General features: G+C 51.1%; 17 protein-coding genes. 11 read left to right on the top strand and 6 right to left on the bottom strand.

What is annotated here, in order from left to right; genetic code table 11:
• Positions 1–60 precede the first annotated feature (60 nt).
• A complete protein-coding gene (locus HNV11_RS02635; protein WP_171738181.1) occupies positions 61–1,332 on the bottom strand; it encodes a 3-deoxy-D-manno-octulosonic acid transferase in 1,272 nt (423 codons plus the stop codon).
• Positions 1,333–1,614: 282 nt separating this feature from the next.
• On the opposite strand from HNV11_RS02635, the gene ytxJ reads away from it, so the two are divergent.
• Entirely contained in the window at positions 1,615–1,944 is a 330-nt protein-coding gene (gene ytxJ, locus HNV11_RS02630; RefSeq protein ID WP_171738180.1) for a bacillithiol system redox-active protein YtxJ, read from the top strand.
• A gap of 67 nt (positions 1,945–2,011) precedes the next feature.
• Here ytxJ and folB read toward each other — a convergent pair whose 3' ends face one another.
• The 3 genes from folB to HNV11_RS02615 all read right to left on the bottom strand — a co-directional run bounded on the left by folB (position 2,012) and on the right by HNV11_RS02615 (position 4,376).
• Positions 2,012–2,362, bottom strand: a complete 351-nt coding sequence (folB, locus tag HNV11_RS02625; protein WP_171738179.1) for a dihydroneopterin aldolase — start codon at positions 2,360–2,362, stop codon at positions 2,012–2,014.
• Between the two features lie 62 nt (positions 2,363–2,424).
• A complete protein-coding gene (locus HNV11_RS02620; protein WP_171738178.1) occupies positions 2,425–3,357 on the bottom strand; it encodes a DivIVA domain-containing protein in 933 nt (310 codons plus the stop codon).
• Between the two features lie 119 nt (positions 3,358–3,476).
• Positions 3,477–4,376, bottom strand: a complete 900-nt coding sequence (locus tag HNV11_RS02615) for a WD40 repeat domain-containing protein (RefSeq protein ID WP_171738177.1) — start codon at positions 4,374–4,376, stop codon at positions 3,477–3,479.
• A 106-nt stretch (positions 4,377–4,482) separates the two neighbouring features.
• On the opposite strand from HNV11_RS02615, the gene HNV11_RS02610 reads away from it, so the two are divergent.
• Positions 4,483–5,103: a 4'-phosphopantetheinyl transferase family protein gene (locus HNV11_RS02610; RefSeq protein ID WP_171738176.1), complete on the top strand. Its 621-nt coding sequence runs from the start codon at positions 4,483–4,485 to the stop codon at positions 5,101–5,103.
• Positions 5,104–5,162: 59 nt separating this feature from the next.
• Here the strand turns inward: HNV11_RS02610 and HNV11_RS02605 are convergent, their stop codons facing one another.
• Positions 5,163–6,038, bottom strand: a complete 876-nt coding sequence (locus HNV11_RS02605) for a transglutaminase-like domain-containing protein (RefSeq protein WP_171738175.1) — start codon at positions 6,036–6,038, stop codon at positions 5,163–5,165.
• Between the two features lie 130 nt (positions 6,039–6,168).
• Between HNV11_RS02605 and galE the strand changes: the two genes are divergently transcribed.
• The 7 genes from galE (at position 6,169) to HNV11_RS02570 (ending at position 12,457) form a co-directional block, all read left to right on the top strand.
• Complete coding sequence (gene galE / locus HNV11_RS02600; RefSeq protein WP_171738174.1) at positions 6,169–7,209, top strand: UDP-glucose 4-epimerase GalE; 1,041 nt, start codon at positions 6,169–6,171, stop codon at positions 7,207–7,209.
• A 72-nt stretch (positions 7,210–7,281) separates the two neighbouring features.
• Entirely contained in the window at positions 7,282–8,337 is a 1,056-nt protein-coding gene (gene rfbB, locus HNV11_RS02595) for a dTDP-glucose 4,6-dehydratase (protein ID WP_171738173.1), read from the top strand.
• 82 nt (positions 8,338–8,419) lie between these two features.
• Positions 8,420–9,280: a glucose-1-phosphate thymidylyltransferase RfbA gene (gene rfbA / locus HNV11_RS02590; RefSeq protein ID WP_171738172.1), complete on the top strand. Its 861-nt coding sequence runs from the start codon at positions 8,420–8,422 to the stop codon at positions 9,278–9,280.
• A gap of 367 nt (positions 9,281–9,647) precedes the next feature.
• Positions 9,648–10,055, top strand: a complete 408-nt coding sequence (locus HNV11_RS02585) for a PH domain-containing protein (RefSeq protein WP_171738171.1) — start codon at positions 9,648–9,650, stop codon at positions 10,053–10,055.
• A gap of 23 nt (positions 10,056–10,078) precedes the next feature.
• Entirely contained in the window at positions 10,079–10,756 is a 678-nt protein-coding gene (locus HNV11_RS02580) for a hypothetical protein (protein ID WP_171738170.1), read from the top strand.
• A 108-nt stretch (positions 10,757–10,864) separates the two neighbouring features.
• On the top strand, positions 10,865–11,677 hold the full coding sequence (locus HNV11_RS02575; protein WP_171738169.1) for a sensor histidine kinase: 813 nt from the start codon (positions 10,865–10,867) through the stop codon (positions 11,675–11,677).
• A gap of 120 nt (positions 11,678–11,797) precedes the next feature.
• The gene (locus HNV11_RS02570; RefSeq protein WP_171738168.1) at positions 11,798–12,457 is read left to right on the top strand and encodes a response regulator transcription factor; all 660 of its coding nucleotides are present in this window, start codon (positions 11,798–11,800) and stop codon (positions 12,455–12,457) included.
• A 68-nt stretch (positions 12,458–12,525) separates the two neighbouring features.
• Here HNV11_RS02570 and HNV11_RS02565 read toward each other — a convergent pair whose 3' ends face one another.
• A complete protein-coding gene (locus HNV11_RS02565; protein ID WP_171738167.1) occupies positions 12,526–13,314 on the bottom strand; it encodes an SDR family oxidoreductase in 789 nt (262 codons plus the stop codon).
• Positions 13,315–13,402: 88 nt separating this feature from the next.
• Between HNV11_RS02565 and HNV11_RS02560 the strand changes: the two genes are divergently transcribed.
• Positions 13,403–14,194, top strand: a complete 792-nt coding sequence (locus HNV11_RS02560) for a DUF547 domain-containing protein (RefSeq protein ID WP_171738166.1) — start codon at positions 13,403–13,405, stop codon at positions 14,192–14,194.
• Between the two features lie 106 nt (positions 14,195–14,300).
• Positions 14,301–15,770 carry a DASH family cryptochrome gene (locus tag HNV11_RS02555; protein WP_171738165.1) on the top strand — a complete coding sequence of 490 codons (1,470 nt, stop codon included), beginning with the start codon at positions 14,301–14,303 and terminating at the stop codon, positions 15,768–15,770.
• Positions 15,771–15,829 lie beyond the last annotated feature (59 nt).

The following is a 15,829-nucleotide window of genomic DNA, read 5'->3' as shown; positions in this document are numbered from 1 at the left end:
GTACAGAGTGAAAAGGTGAACGAGTGAAAGAAAGGAATGAATCACGTCTAGATCGCTCTTTCACTCCGGTCCGGCGTTCCGGTTTGCTCTTCCGCTCAATAAATTCGTTACAACCTTCATAACCTGCGCGGTTGCGCCAATGTTCCGCTGCACGTAATCGTGGCTAACCTGAGCCGCCCGCGACCGATCGGCGTACTGGCGCGCAAAGGCAGCCGTCAACTCAGCGGTATTGTTAACCGGAAAAGCCGCGCCTTCGCTCATCAGATCGATGGCTTCCTGAAATTTACCGTAACGAGGCCCAAAAAATAACGGCATTCCGAACGTGGCCGCTTCTAAGATGTTATGGAGCCCTTTCCCAAACGCTCCACCGATATAAGCAAACTCTCCATATTGATACAGCGACGACAGCATGCCTACGTTGTCAATAAACAGGATTTCCCCACTCGAAACATCCGTTTCGCTGGTTTGCGAGAAGCGTCTGGAAGGTTTTGTGAACTGCGAGCGCCAGCGTTCGATTTCGTCCTCATGAATATCGTGCGGGGCAATAATGACTTTTAGCGGCTTTGTAAACTGGTTCAGAAACGGAATCAGAATGTCCATATCGGCCTGCCAGGCGCTGCCAACGACCAGCAGCGGCTGGCTATTCTTGAAGGCCTTCGCCACGGGAATTTTCCGGCGGGCGGCTGCCACCTGCGCTACCCGGTCAAAGCGCGTATCGCCCGCCAACGTAACGGACGTAATGCCAATACGCTTCAATAAGTCAACTGATTGCGAATTCTGAACCAGAATATGATCGAAGTAGCCCAAGAGGTTCCGGTAGAAGCCGCCGTACGGTTTGAAGAACAACTGGTCTGGCCGGAAGATGGCTGAGAATGAGATTACGGGTACCTGGGCTGCTTTTAGCTCACGCAGATAGTTGTACCAGAATTCGTATTTGATGAAAAACGCAAGCTGCGGCTTCACCAGTTCAACGAACCGGCGGGCATTGGCAGGCGTATCGGCCGGTAAGTATACGACGTAATCGGCGCCTGCATAGTTTTTACGTACCTCATAGCCTGAAGGAGAGAAAAACGTCAGCAGGATTCGGTAATCGGGATATTGCGTTCGAAAAGCTTCAATGACCGGACGTCCCTGCTCAAACTCACCCAGCGAAGCGGCATGGAACCAGGCAACAGGTCCGCTTGTATGGCTTTCAGCTAATTTTTTAGACAAGACGGCCGCCCAGCTTCGCCGACCTTCTACCCACAACCGGGCTTTAGGATTTATAGGCGCGATCAGTTGAAGCAGCGCCTGATAAGCCCGAATAGAAGTATTATAAAGTTCCGAAATCAAGCCGGAATACGGTTGGTTATACGCACAAAGCTACGAACTCGGCTCCAAACCTTCGAGGGTTGACCCGTACAGAGGCCTGGTGGCTTAGACTGAACAGAAAAACAGTAACCTTTTTGGTTACGTGCAGTTGGGAACTAAAACAAGCAGCCCTGAGCACAGTAAGAACGCCGAGTGCTTAAAACGGCAATCGCCTGAAATGATTGGAGCGTAGAAACCCTGTCTGGAAGAATGACGAACTTTTCAGGCATAAAAATGCTTCTATGACCGTAGAATACCTATGCCATGAATTGGAATAAATTAACGAGTGCCGCTCAACTCGACGAAATCAAAGAGGAGTCGGCAAAGCAGCCGGTGCTGATTTTTAAGCATAGCACGACCTGCTCAATCAGCGCAATGGCCCTCAGCCGTATGGAACGCAACTGGAGCGACCAACTGGGCGTGAAACCATATTACCTTGATTTGCACGCCAACCGGCCGATTTCAAATAAAATTGTGAGCGAATTTGGCGTAGAGCACGAATCTCCCCAGGTTTTGTTAATTCGCAATGGCGAGTGCGTTTACGATGCCTCCCACATGGCAATTTCCTTTGCTGGTTTACAGCAGGCTGTTTAAAGCGTAACTAAAAGCGGAGGGCACTGGCTACGAATAGTCACAGTGCCCTCCGCTTTTAGTTACTTAATTACTCCCTCAGCGTAATTTTTGCCCGATGGCAAACGCCCCCGATAGGCGGATTGAATTTAGAAACGCTGACTTCAACAGATTCCAGATCAGGATAGGCCGCGCGAATTTCCTCGATGATCCGATGCGCAATGTGCTCCAGCAACCGGGCCGGCTGCCGCATAACGTTGGCTGTCAGCCGATACAGCTCTTCATAATTAACCGTCGCGCTTAAGCGGTCGCGCCGGGCGGCTTCCGAGAAGTCGGCCGTTACGATAATATCGACCGAGTATTTATTCCCGATCTTCTGCTCCTCGTCGTAATAACCATGGTAGGAAAAGAATTCGAGACCTTCTAATGCAATTGTTCCCATGTAGATTGTAGAACAGACTGGCTCCGGGTGCTAATTCGTTAATAGGTTCCAGCCTCAGCTACTTAAATCTGATCGAAAAACGACCCGCCTTTCCGGGGCTGGGTTTCCTCGGCTACCTCAACCGGTTTTGCTTCATCGTCGGTTTGTTCAGATGAGTTTGCTTCCGCTATTGCCGGCTCTGTAGTTTGACTGGTTTCGGCCGTTCCGCTTAGTTCTGCGCTGTTAGCCGACTTCGTTGTGTGATCAATTGCGTCGTCAATCTTAGCTAGCATTGGCTCATCGACGGGTATAGCTTCCGGCACGGCGGTTTCCCGTTCAAACAACGGAGGCAGATCAGCAGCTGAGTTCGACGGTTCATTCGTGGCCGCTGCGTTCGCGCCGTTGTCTTCGCCAGCACGTTTCTGATTGTCCTGCTGGTTCAGTTCGTCGGTAATCTGGTTGGCAACCTCATCAATTTTGCCTTTCAGATTCTGTTTAACAAACTTTTTCTCGAAGCGATCTACGCTGTCAACTGCATTACCGGCCAGGGCGCGTATCTGCGTTGCCAGATTTTCCTTGTAGCCTTCCAGCGCCTTGAAGTCGTTTTCCAGCGCCCGTAAATCGTTCAGAATGTTATCTTTCAGATAGCGAGCCTGATTCTCGGCATCCTGAACCATCAGCGCCGAACGTTTGCGGGCGTCGGCCAGCATATCGTCTGATTTCTGTCGGGCTTCGCTCAGGTATTGTTCAGCTGCTTTGTTAGCCTGGTCGGTGATCTGGTTACTAGTATCTTCAGCCGTCTTGAGGGTTCGGAACAACGTCATCTCAACCTCTTTCAGCTTACCCAGCTCTTTCTCGGCCAGTTCAAGCTGCATTTTCAGCATTTTATATTCTCCGGTTACGCGCTCCCACTCCTGGGACAAAGAAACCAGAAAGGCATCCACATCTTCAGGTTTGTAACCGCGCAACGCGCGCTCAAACGTATGCTGCCGGATTTCGATGGCCGTAATTTTCATCGGTGTGCTTCGGTTTAGGTATTTAGTGAGGTACCTGTTTAAGGTGAAGTAACACCCATTATACGGATTAAACAAAAAAGAGCAATAGAAATCCGCTTTTCTGGTCTGAATCCGGGTTTTCAGCTCAGTTTCCAGACCGATATTGTTCGATCGTCACTAGCCGACAGCAACTGGTTATCGTAAGCCGTCCATAGTAGTCTATTAATCGACGTACCGTGTCCGGCGTGTCGGGCGCGGTCGACAACTTTCAGCAATCGAAATGTTTCGGCATCCCAGATCTTGATGGATTTGTCCATGCTCGCCGTGGCCAGTAGATTCCCCTCTGGATTATAGACCAGATGGTTGATGGCGAACATGTGCGCCACTACGTCCTGACTCAGAACATACTGGTTCTCGGCGTCCCAGACTTTCAGGTGAGCATCACGCCCGGCCGTGAGCAGGAACCGGAAATCTGGCGAGTAGACCACCGTAAAGACCGAATTCGTGTGCGCCGGAATAACGCGTTTCAGATCGTAGGAGACAAGGTCAAAAATTCGTACGCTGTTATCACTATAGCCGACTGCTAACTCCCGTTCGACCGGATTGACGGCTATACACCGCGCTGACTGATCCGACGCTTTCAGATGCTTCCGAACAACAAGTAGCTCGGTGTCAATGACTGCCACCACGCCGTCGGCCAGGGCGGCAAACGCGTCGTTCCGGTAAAATTTGATATCAAAAATGGCTGCCGACGTGAGTTTGAGCGAGGCCACCTCCTGCTTCTGAGCGGGGTCGATCAGGTGGAGCCCTTCGTAATTCTGTCCCACCCAGAGCAGGCCGCTGGTTGGATGCAGCGCTAAGGCATACACCGATGCAGGTACCCGGGCGACCAGTTCACCCAGGTCGGGCCGGTCCAGTTGCCAGCGCACAACCATACCGTCGCCCCCCGTCGAAAAGAACTGTTCGGGCTGTGGGCCGCGTTCAAGCGCATACACACTATCGCGGTGGCCACCGAAGGTGTCGAGTTTTTCAATAATCACAGCGCAAAGGTCGCTAAGAAAAAATAAGCCGTGCAAGGCAAACACCTAACCTTTCTTTTTCCCAAACGACTTCCGACTTTTGACTGTTTGCTTTTACACTGCCACCTTGAATCTACAAATTAACAACGACTGCACCGTAACGCTCCGGCCAATCACCGAAGACGAGTCAATGCTCCGGTCAGGCTTACTCTTAACGACTCCGGAGCTGGACGAGCTGGGGAGTATCAGCCATCCAGCTCAGCGGGTAGAATGGCTGGCCTGCCGAGTGGCTGTTCAGCAGCTGGCCGAAGCGCAGGGCATGACGTATCTGGGATTGGAGAAAGATGAGTTTGGAAAGCCGCATCTGATTGATTCGCCCTGGCACGTATCCCTTTCCCATACGATTGGCTGGGCGGCCGCGGTGCTGCATCGGGTTCGGCCGGTCGGCATCGACATCGAACCCATCCGCGACCAGTTTCGGCGCGTAGTGCCGCGCGTTTTATCGGAAGATGAGATTACGCATGCGGCCGGCGACCCAAACCGGCTCGCTGTTTACTGGTGTGCTAAAGAATCGCTCTATAAACTGTATGGAAAACGGCAGCTGAGTTTCCGCGAACATCTGCATGTAGAACCCTTCAAGGATGGAGCCGAACAGCTTATTGGACACGTTCGCTTGCCCGACCACGAAGAGCAGCTAAGCGTGCAGTGTTTTCGAGTCGGGCCGGGCCTGCTGGCGGTGGCTTTTTAGAAAAAGATAGGGACGTAACCCTGTAGAATACATTTACAGTGTTACGTCCCCGCGTCTTTTTACCGCTGGGTGTAATCTGACAGCGGCAGACCGTCGCCGTCGTCTTTAACCGCATCCAGGATTCGCTCAACTTCCCGAACCCGGTCAGTGTCGCCATTTTTCTCAAAGGCCAGCGTTAGGTTCCGCAGCACACGCCGGACAATGTCGGCGTTGGTGCAGGGCTGATAGAACGTATCAAGCTGTTTCAGATTCAGCTGATCGATATACTGGTCAATGTCTTTTTTGGAGAACACCAGTCCCCGGTTAAAGACATTAATATAGAACTGCACCCCGTTATTGTTTTTATACGTCAGCACGAACAGATTCGGCAGGTTGACTCCATAAACGGGCAGATTCAGCCGATTGGCAATCAGCATATACAGCACACACAACGTAATGGGGTTTCCCCGACGCGTGTCAAGTACCTGATTAATCATGGAGTTGGCTGGCGAATGAAAATGCTTGGTGTTCGGCGCAAACTTCAGTTTGGTAAAAAACGCATTGTTCATCGCCCGAACCTGATCCGTCGGGTGCATATCGGGCTTGATATCGAGCCATACGTCATAATAAAGCTGTTCAACGTCCTGCTTCAGTTTCTGCAGCGACAGGTCCGGGTATTGATACGTCGCCACGATCCACAGGCCTTCGAGCAGGTCCATTGCCCCGCCGTTTTTCCAGTCGCGCATCCGGTCCAGGACCGATTCATACTGCAAATCATGAATAATTTCCTCGATCCGTTTCTGCAGAGCGGGGTTAAAACTCCCCTCCCATTCGGTCTCCAAAAGCGGTATCATTTGCCCGCCCATCTGTCGGATTCGCTGTTCAACGTGCTCGACTACCTCCTGGTCTTCGTCGTCCAGCAGTGAGATCAGGGCTTTTAATTCGTTGTCATTCATATCCTTTTACTGCGTTGAGGGATTGCCCCAGAATAAATACTGCTTTCGCAAACCTCCTGAATATACTACTTTTGTCTGGTTTCACTGGCCGCTATGCTAAAGTAACAACAAAAATTTTATATAAAACGGTTTGACACCTACAGGCAATTCTCCCAAGATTCTGGTCACCGGCGGAGCAGGATTCATCGGCTCCCACACGGTTGTTTCGCTGGTCGAAGCTGGTTTCGAGCCGGTTATCGTTGATAATTTTTCCAATTCAGAGCGTTCGGCACTCGATGGTCTGCGGGTTATTTTGGGCCGCGACGTAACATGTTACGCAGCCAACTGCAACGACGAGACGGCCATGGAAAATATCTTCCGGAAGGAAGCCTTTTCCGGCGTTATTCACTTCGCGGCTTACAAGGCCGTTGGCGAATCGGTGCAGAAGCCACTGATGTATTACCGCAACAACCTCGACTCGCTGATGTTGCTGCTGGAACTGATGCCGAAATACAAGGTCCCGAGCCTTGTTTTTTCGTCGTCCTGCACAGTTTACGGCCAGCCCGAACAGCTGCCCGTAACCGAAGAAACACCGCGGCTTCCGGCGCAGTCGCCCTATGGCAACACCAAGGCGATCAGCGAAGATATTATCCGGGACACTGTACTGTCGAAATCGCCCATCAGGGCGCTGGCACTCCGTTATTTCAACCCCATTGGTGCGCACCCGTCGGCGGAGATTGGCGAACTGCCGCTGGGCGTTCCGGCTAACCTGGTTCCTTTCATTACGCAGACGGCCGCCGGCATCCGCCACAGTCTGACGGTGTACGGCAACGACTACAATACGCCCGATGGCACCTGCGTCCGCGATTATATTCACGTCATGGACCTGGCCGAAGCCCATGTTCAGGCGCTCAGAAAACTTGGTGAGAATCCTGCGGACTCGTTCTACGACGTCATTAACATCGGAACGGGCCGGGGCGAAACGGTTCTGAACATCATTAAAACGTTTGAACAGGAAACAGGGGTTAAACTCAATTACCAGATTGGGGCCCGCCGACCGGGTGATGTCGAACAGGTCTATGCCGATGTTACGAAGGCCAATCACGTACTGGACTGGACAACCCGCCGTACGTTGGGCGAATCGCTGCGCGACGCATGGCGGTGGCAGCAGAAGTTAGGTTCGGCTGTTTAGTTGGTTCCAGGCCCGGGACCTTACCTGCCACCTGAACAGCTATACAGTCTATTGACTACCAAACAAACTACCATGAAAACAATCTTAATTACCGGCGGAGCTGGCTTTATCGGATCGCACGTTGTCCGGCTGTTCGTTACCAAATACCCCGAGTATCAGATTTATAACCTCGATAAACTGACGTATGCCGGCAACCTGGCCAACCTGACGGACATCGAGAACGAACCGAACTATACGTTCATTAAAGGCGACATTACGGACGCCGGTTTTCTGAACGATATGTTCGCCGAAATTCCTTTCGACGGCGTCATTCACCTCGCGGCCGAGTCGCACGTTGACCGCTCCATTACGGACCCCATGTCGTTCGTTATGACCAACGTGGTTGGAACGGTAAACCTACTGAACGCAGCCAAAACCGCCTGGGCGGGCAATTTTGAGGGCAAACGCTTTTACCACGTATCGACCGACGAGGTTTATGGGTCATTGCACAATCCCGAGGACTTCTTCACCGAAGAAACTCCCTACGACCCACAGTCGCCCTACTCGGCTTCGAAAGCCGCGTCGGACCATTTCGTGCGGGCCTACGGCAATACCTACAAGCTCCCGGTCGTCCTGTCGAACTGCTCAAACAATTACGGCCCGAATCACTTCCCCGAGAAGCTGATTCCGCTGATGATTCATAACATTCAGACCAGCAAACCTCTGCCTGTCTATGGCAAGGGCGAGAACGTCCGCGACTGGCTATACGTCGTCGATCACGCCCGGGCTATTGATACGGTATTCCACAAAGGAAAGCTGGGTGATACCTACAACATCGGCGGCTTCAACGAATGGAAAAACATCGACTTGGTTAACCTGCTGTGTTCAATCATGGACCGTAAGCTCGGCCGGCCGGAGGGCACTTCTACGCAGTTGATTACCTACGTAACCGACCGCGCCGGGCACGATCTGCGTTACGCGATTGATGCCCACAAGATCATGAACGAACTGGGCTGGCAACCATCGCTGCAGTTTGAGCAGGGCCTTGAAAAAACCGTTGACTGGTTCCTGGCCAACCAGGAATGGTTAGACAACGTCACCTCCGGCGCCTACCAGAAATATTACGAAGGCATGTACGCAAATCGTTAAAGAGTCAACGAGTGAACGAGTGCAAGGCGGCCGACGCTGAAGTCACTCAATCGCTCTTTCACTCTTTCACTCTTTATACAAGATGAAAGGAATTATCCTGGCCGGAGGCTCCGGTACCCGTCTTCATCCGCTTACGCTGGCTGTCAGTAAACAACTGATGCCGGTTTACGATAAGCCGATGATTTATTACCCGCTGTCCATTCTGATGCTGGCGGGCATTCGTGAGATTCTTATTATCTCAACGCCCCATGATCTGCCGCATTTCGAAAAGCTCCTCGGCGACGGTACACGGCTTGGCTGCCGCTTTGAATATGCTGTTCAGCCCAGTCCAGACGGTCTGGCGCAGGCTTTCCTGATCGGTGAAGAATTTATTGGGGATGATAAGGTAGCCCTGGTACTGGGCGACAATATTTTCTATGGCTCAGGCCTGTCGAAACTGCTGCAGGCCAACAACGATCCGGATGGGGGCGTCGTCTATGCCTATCAGGTGCATGACCCCGAACGCTATGGTGTCGTTGAGTTCGATAAGGACTTTAACGTTCTGTCTATTGAAGAGAAACCCCAGAACCCTAAATCGCATTATGCCGTACCGGGTCTGTATTTTTACGACAACTCGGTCGTTCAAATTGCGAAAAACATTAAGCCGTCCCCCCGGGGTGAACTGGAAATCACGGATGTGAACCGGGTCTATCTGGAACAGGGAAAACTGAAAGTAGGCGTTCTCGACCGCGGAACGGCCTGGCTCGACACGGGTACGTTTGAATCGCTCATGCAGGCCGGACAGTTCGTGCACGTCATTGAAGAGCGTCAGGGGCTGAAGATCGGCTGTCCTGAGGAGATTGCCTACCGCATGAAATTCATCACTGCCGAACAACTCACCGAAATTGCCCGTCCATTGGTCAAGAGCGGTTATGGTCAATATCTGCTGAATCTATTAAAATAACTTGCCGGTCAGACGGGTGATTTTACTGTATTACTGCAAAAAAAAGCGCCGGAGCAATTGCCCCGGCGTTTTTATTAACCTAACCTATGAGATGAGAAAAGTCTTTTGCGATGATTCTCTACCGGCTACTAATTACCGGGCCGCTACGATACAAAGGTAGGCATCCGAAGGTTTTCTCTCCGAGCGCAAAAACCCGCTTTTTGGCCGTTCTTCCTAAATCAGGCATAAGCCCGTAATCCATTACGTAGAACTACCTGATTGCGCCGATTATTTACCGTTAAATATAGACTGTCCCCGTCCTGAATTGACAAGTCCGGCGTTTATTGATAGCTTTCGGGCACTTTCTATTCTTTTACCCAAAACCTGTATGGATTCTATTTTCAACGAAAACGTTGGCCGTTTTCTGGACCCGAAAGAAACAAAATTAATGACGGGTGCGTACCGCGACCGTAAATTAGCCGCTGGCCTGACCGACGAGGATTACGTTCGCTCGGAGTACTTCGGCCTTAACCAGATTCAGTATTTATTGAGCCAGCCGGGCTGCGTAGGCTTACGTGTTCACCACGCCAAACGCTGGGAAGACGCCGAAGGCCGGCCCACAGAAGAAGGCAAAGGCCAGCTCAAACCCCGTGTGCTGTTAACCGGCGTCGACGCCGACGGCCGGGATATCTTCCTACGTATGGGCAGCAGCGGATTGAAAGATATGGCGGGCAGCGACGGGATGAGTCAGGCCCTGGGCGATGGACACACCTGCCCGCAACACTGCGGCCGTTAAAAAGACTAGATCCTATTAACGCAGTGATAGAAAAGCTACTACTACAGGCCGAGAAATATCCTCTGGATTTTATTACTCAACTGAGTGGTGGCTTTCCTATTTTAATTAGTATAGTAAACTACCGGCTATTGCCCACTACGTCAAAATTCATTGGTTTATTTTTTGCTTTATATTTTATTCAGGATACCACCGCCCTGTGGCTTTCTCTGTTAAAACAGAATAATTTATTCATACAAAATTCCGAGGCTATTATTCAAACTATTCTGGTCGGCTGCATTTATTACTATAGTTTCGAAAGCCATCTGGTCAAACGTTTAATTTTGTTCTATACACTTATTTGTTCGGCAATAGGCCTGATCTTTTTTAAAAGTTACGAAATATCCGCTATTGACCTTATCATCTTCAGAGTCTTTGCGATATGCCTGGTCCTGTCTTATTTTAACAAAATTCTGCAGGATATGCGCATAAAAAATGTTGCTATCCACACCTTGTTCTGGTTTAGTGCGGGCTTACTTATTTATGCCGCTGGTACATTCTTTATTGTGCTTTTCAGCGAGTACTGGTACAAAGACATAAATAAAGTACCCGCAGCGGAATTTGACCGGTATTGGAATGCAAGCCAGGTTTTATTTATACTTTTCTCACTGTTGGCAACCGTTGGCCTTTCGTTCAGTAAGTATGAATACAAGAACCTGATATAGGTGTGAATTTTGCCATTCGCTCAATCCTAGGCCCCGGAAATTGACATTCAAAATGAGTTTGCTCAATTTTGTTTTAATCGGATTGAGCCGTAAGTAAACGCAACGCCGATGGACTCCGGTTTTGTAATTGCGGTCGGAACGGCCGTGCTGTTAATGATGGCGGTGTTCATCATCATTTTTGTCGCCTACTATCAACAAAAGCAGGCAAAGCAACAACTTGCGCTCAAAGAGTTGCAGGAGCAGCACCGGCGTGAGCTTATGGCCGCTACGTTTCGGGGGCAGGAAGAAGAACGCAGGCGGCTGGCCGAAGACCTGCACGACGGCATCGGTACGATGCTGTCGGTTACCAAGATGAGTCTCAATCAGCTGGAGCGGCAAATGAACGGCGACGCCACCGTTCGTACAAGCCTTCAGATTCAGAAAACCCGCTCCATGATTGACGAAACAATGACGAATGTCCGGCGCATCAGCCGCGACCTGGTTCCGACCACGCTCGAACGATTTGGATTGCTTCCCGCTCTTGAAGAACTGGCCGATCGCGCAACCGACGGCGAGTTGCAGGTACAGCTAGACTGCACTGAAACGGTAGCCAGCCTGCCGCCTGCACTTAACCTCATGTTATATCGAATTACGCAGGAATTGGTTAACAATGCGATTCGGCACGCCCGGGCCAAACTCATCACCGTTCAACTGCATTGTTTTGATCAAGAAGTACGGTTGTCCGTGCTGGACAACGGCATTGGCTTTGATTTTGACGCCGTTATGGAAAATAAACAGGGTGGCTTGGGCTTACGTAATATTGAAAGCCGCCTGAGCGTCGTAGAAGGCTACGTAACGTTCGATGTTGCACCCGGCCGCGGGTCGCAGATTCACGTGCAGGTACGCCTGCCCGAGCTGGAACTCGCTAGTTTACAGAGCTGATTTGCGTGTCGCTCTGTTCGTTCGTTTGTTTGTCAGAAATTTATTGGTTAAACTGTTTACTTCGTTTGCCAATAGACCGACTAACCGGCTAGTCAACTAAACCTTTACCTTCCCACTCTCATGCGTAAAATTAAATTGGCACTTTGCGACGACCATACCCTGTTCCGGGTTGGCATGGCCACCATTCTGGGTCAGATTCATGATTTTGAATTAATTCTGGAAGCTGGAAACGGGCAGGAACTGATTGATCGGATCCCGCGCAAAATGCCCGACGTAGTGCTGCTTGATCTGCAGATGCCCGTTATGGATGGCACCGCCACAGCCGACTACCTACGAGAAAACTATCCGCTCGTTAAGATTGTCGTTCTGACGATGCACGATGAAGACCGGATGGTCCTGCACCTGCTGGAGAAAGGCGTTAGCGGGTACCTGCTGAAAGATGCCGAAGCGGGGGAGGTTGAAAAAGCCGTGCGGAAAGTAATGGATGAGGGCGTTTACCTCAATGAGTTCGTCTCGAAGGCCATGCTCAGAAAGATGACCAACAAGACCACGGTAACCAAACCGATCAACGCGTTCTACAACAGCAAAATCCTGCTCTCGGAGCGCGAAAAAGAAGTTTTGATGTTGATATGTGAAGGTTTATCTACCAACGAAATCAGTGAGAAAATTTTCCTGAGCCCCCGCACAGTTGAAGGACATCGGCTGCGAATCCTCGAAAAGACCGGCACCAAAAACACAGCCGGCATGGTCGCATACGCCTTTAAAAACAGTTTGGTTTAACGGGCTTTTCCAGGTAAGAAGGGCAGCCAGGTTCTGCCGTGTCTACAGGATAGTGCTCTGTTATGGTCTTAAAGGCTACCCGTCTTTCCGCCATCTACCGGTACGTTGATGCCGTTGATAGAAGCGGCTGCGGGTGTGCATAGGAACGCAGCCGCGGCAGCAACCTCTTCCGGTCGGACGAACCGTCCGGTCGGAATCTCACGTTCCATCTGGGCGGCCATCTCGTCTTCGGTTATCCCGCTTGCTTTAGCCCGCATAGTCAGCACAGCGTCCAGTCGGGCGGTCTGGGTATAGCCCGGTAATACATTGTTGACTGTAATACCGAAGCGGGCGATTTCCAGCGATAACGTCTTGGCCCACTGGGCAACAGCGCCCCGGATCGTATTTGACACGCCCAGGCCCACAATTGGTTGTTTTACGGATGTACTGATGATGTTAACGATACGTCCATATCCCGCCCGCTGCATGGCGGGTACGACCGCCTGTACTAGCGCCTGGTTGTTCAGCAGGTGATTGTGGAACGTCTGCACGAAGGCGTCTGCTGGCGCATCGAGTAGAGGGCCGCCGGCCGGTCCACCCGTATTGTTAATAAGTATATGCAGATCGGGAAACTGCACCAAATGCTGCGCAATGGCCGCTTCCACCGCTCCCGGCTGGCTAAAATCGGCTACGAGATAGCGGTGTGTCTGGTTTTTGCTCGTATCCAGCGCTCTGAGCGTCGTTTTAAGCGCTTCTTTATTACGGGCCATTAGAACGACACTTGCGCCCAACAGAGCCAGTTCCACGGCCGTAGCCCGGCCAATTCCCTGCGTACTACCGCAGACAAGAGCCGTTTTTCCGATTAAATTAAGGTTCATAAACGAATTGGAGACCGATTAGTCCGCTCCGGTCCTGGTAAACCTTTTGCGGATAGCCAACGTATATACCGTAAACAAACGAAATTTTATGAAGCACTACACGCTGAAAGGAATAACGTTCGCACTTGCGGGCTTTATTCTGATAAATCTGACAGCCTTTACGGACGTTAAGTCACCGGTTGAAGCCGTGATAACCAGCGCCCCCGTTGATCACAGCATTTATGATCGGCTCCTGAAAAAATACGTAAATGACAAAGGGCTGGTTAATTATAAAGGGTTTAAAAGCGAGGAAAAAGAGTTGAAGAAGTATCTCGATATGATCAGCAGCAACCCGCCAACCAGTAAATGGAGCAAAAATGATCAGATCGCTTACTGGATTAACGCCTACAATGCCTATACGATCCAACTGATTCTGAACCATTATCCAGTCGAGAGCATCAAGGATATCGGCTCTAAAATCAAAATTCCATTCGTGACGACGCCCTGGGCCAGTAAGTTTTTCAAGATTGGGGACGAGTCGATGAGTCTTGATAACATTGAGCATGGTACGCTGCGCAAAAACTATAATGATCCACGGATTCACTTTGCGCTGGTGTGTGCAGCCCGGTCGTGCCCCCGGTTACGAAATGAGGCCTATACAGGCGACAAGCTTGATGCTCAGCTAGACGACCAGGGTTCGGATTTCTTGAATAACCCGGCCAAAAACGCCATTACGCCTAAAAAAGCCAGCCTGTCGAAATACTTTGACTGGTATAAAGGCGACTGGAAAGAGAACAATAAATCAGTTGAGTACTGGGTGAACAAGTATTCGAAGACCAAAATCAATAAGGATACCGACATTTCCTTCCTGGAATACAACTGGGCTTTAAACGAGCAGTAGCCTGCTTCGGAGTGCTTCCACGCAAGTGATTCTCTGGGCTGGGGCGCTGTTTTAAATCCTTTCCCCCGGTTAATCAGTTAAGTCAGCAGACCATCGTTTTAGATAAATGCCTAAACGCATTCTGTACTGGTTTAGAAACGACCTGCGCCTGCACGACAACGAGGGATTCGCCCGGGCCGTCGAATCAGCCGATGCGGTTCTGCCCGTGTTCGTGTTTGATTCGCGATGGTATACCGACCTGGCTGAGCTGGGTTTTCGCAAAACCGGGGTCTACCGAACCAATTTCCTCATTGAAGCCGTAACCGACCTGCGCCGGTCGTTGCAGGCTAAAGGTTCGAACTTGATTGTTCGCGTGGGCAATCCTGTTACCATTCTGGCGGAACTGGCCGAAGATATTGACGCCGAGGCCATCTATGCCAGCAAGGAAGTTACCCAGGAAGAAACCGACACTGAATCAGACCTAAGCAAGCGCCTGAAACCGGTCAATATCGATCTGAAAATGTTCTGGGCGTCGACGCTTTACCACGTGCGCGATCTGCCGTTCTGGGTTTCGCGCCTGCCCAATACCTATACCCAGTACCGGAAACAGGTCGAAGAATCTTCTCCCGTACGTGAACCGATACCAGCACCCGGGCAGGTTCGGCTTGCGGGGGCGGCAACGGGCGAAACTATACCGCCCGGCGAAATGCCGACGCTGGCTACCTTCGGTTTTTCGCCCGAAGCCCTGCAGCACCCCGACAGCCGGGGAGTTGTTCGTTTTACGGGCGGGGAAACAGTAGCCCTGGCCCGCCTGAATCAGTATATCTGGGGAAAAGAGCTTATCCGGACTTACAAGGAAACCCGCAATGGCATGCTGGGCGAAGATTATTCATCGAAGTTTTCGGCCTGGCTGGCGCTGGGCTGCTTATCGCCCCGCCTGATTTATCAGGAAGTCAAACGTTACGAGACTGAACGCGTTAAAAATGACTCGACCTACTGGCTCATCGTTGAGCTGATCTGGCGGGACTTCTTCCGGTTTGTGGCTTTACGCTACGGTACGCGCATATTCAAACCGAGCGGTATCCGGCACAATCTGAATCGAAAATGGCGTCGCGATCTAGCCTTGTTCCAGCGCTGGGCAGAAGGCCAGACCGGCATTCCGTTTATTGACGCGAATATGCGCGAAATGAACGCTACGGGCTTCATGTCGAACCGGGGTCGGCAGAACGTCGGGAGCTTTCTGGTTAATGATCTGGGGATTGACTGGACCTGGGGAGCCGCTTATTTTGAAAGTATGCTGATCGATTACGACCCATGCAGCAACTGGGGCAACTGGAATTATATTGCGGGCGTGGGCAACGACCCGCATGAGGAACGTTACTTCAATATTTATGCGCAGGCTATGCGCTATGATGCAGCGGGCGAATACGTAAAACACTGGCTACCCGAACTTGCCCATGTTCCCCCAGATAAAGTGCATTTGGTTTCCAGCTTATCTGCCGATGAACAGGTGAAATTTGGTGTTACGCTGGGCGAAAATTACCCTCTGCCGATCATCAACCCAGACAAGTGGACCAAGCCAGAAAAGCACCGCTAACGTAGTTTTACATGACAAGTTGACGAGTTTTAACCAATTTTGAACCGGGTAACAACCTT

This window comes from Spirosoma taeanense (assembly GCF_013127955.1).
GTDB lineage: Bacteria > Bacteroidota > Bacteroidia > Cytophagales > Spirosomataceae > Spirosoma > Spirosoma taeanense.
The sequence above is the reverse complement of the archived record's forward strand: the minus strand, read 5'-3'. Positions and strand labels throughout refer to the sequence as shown.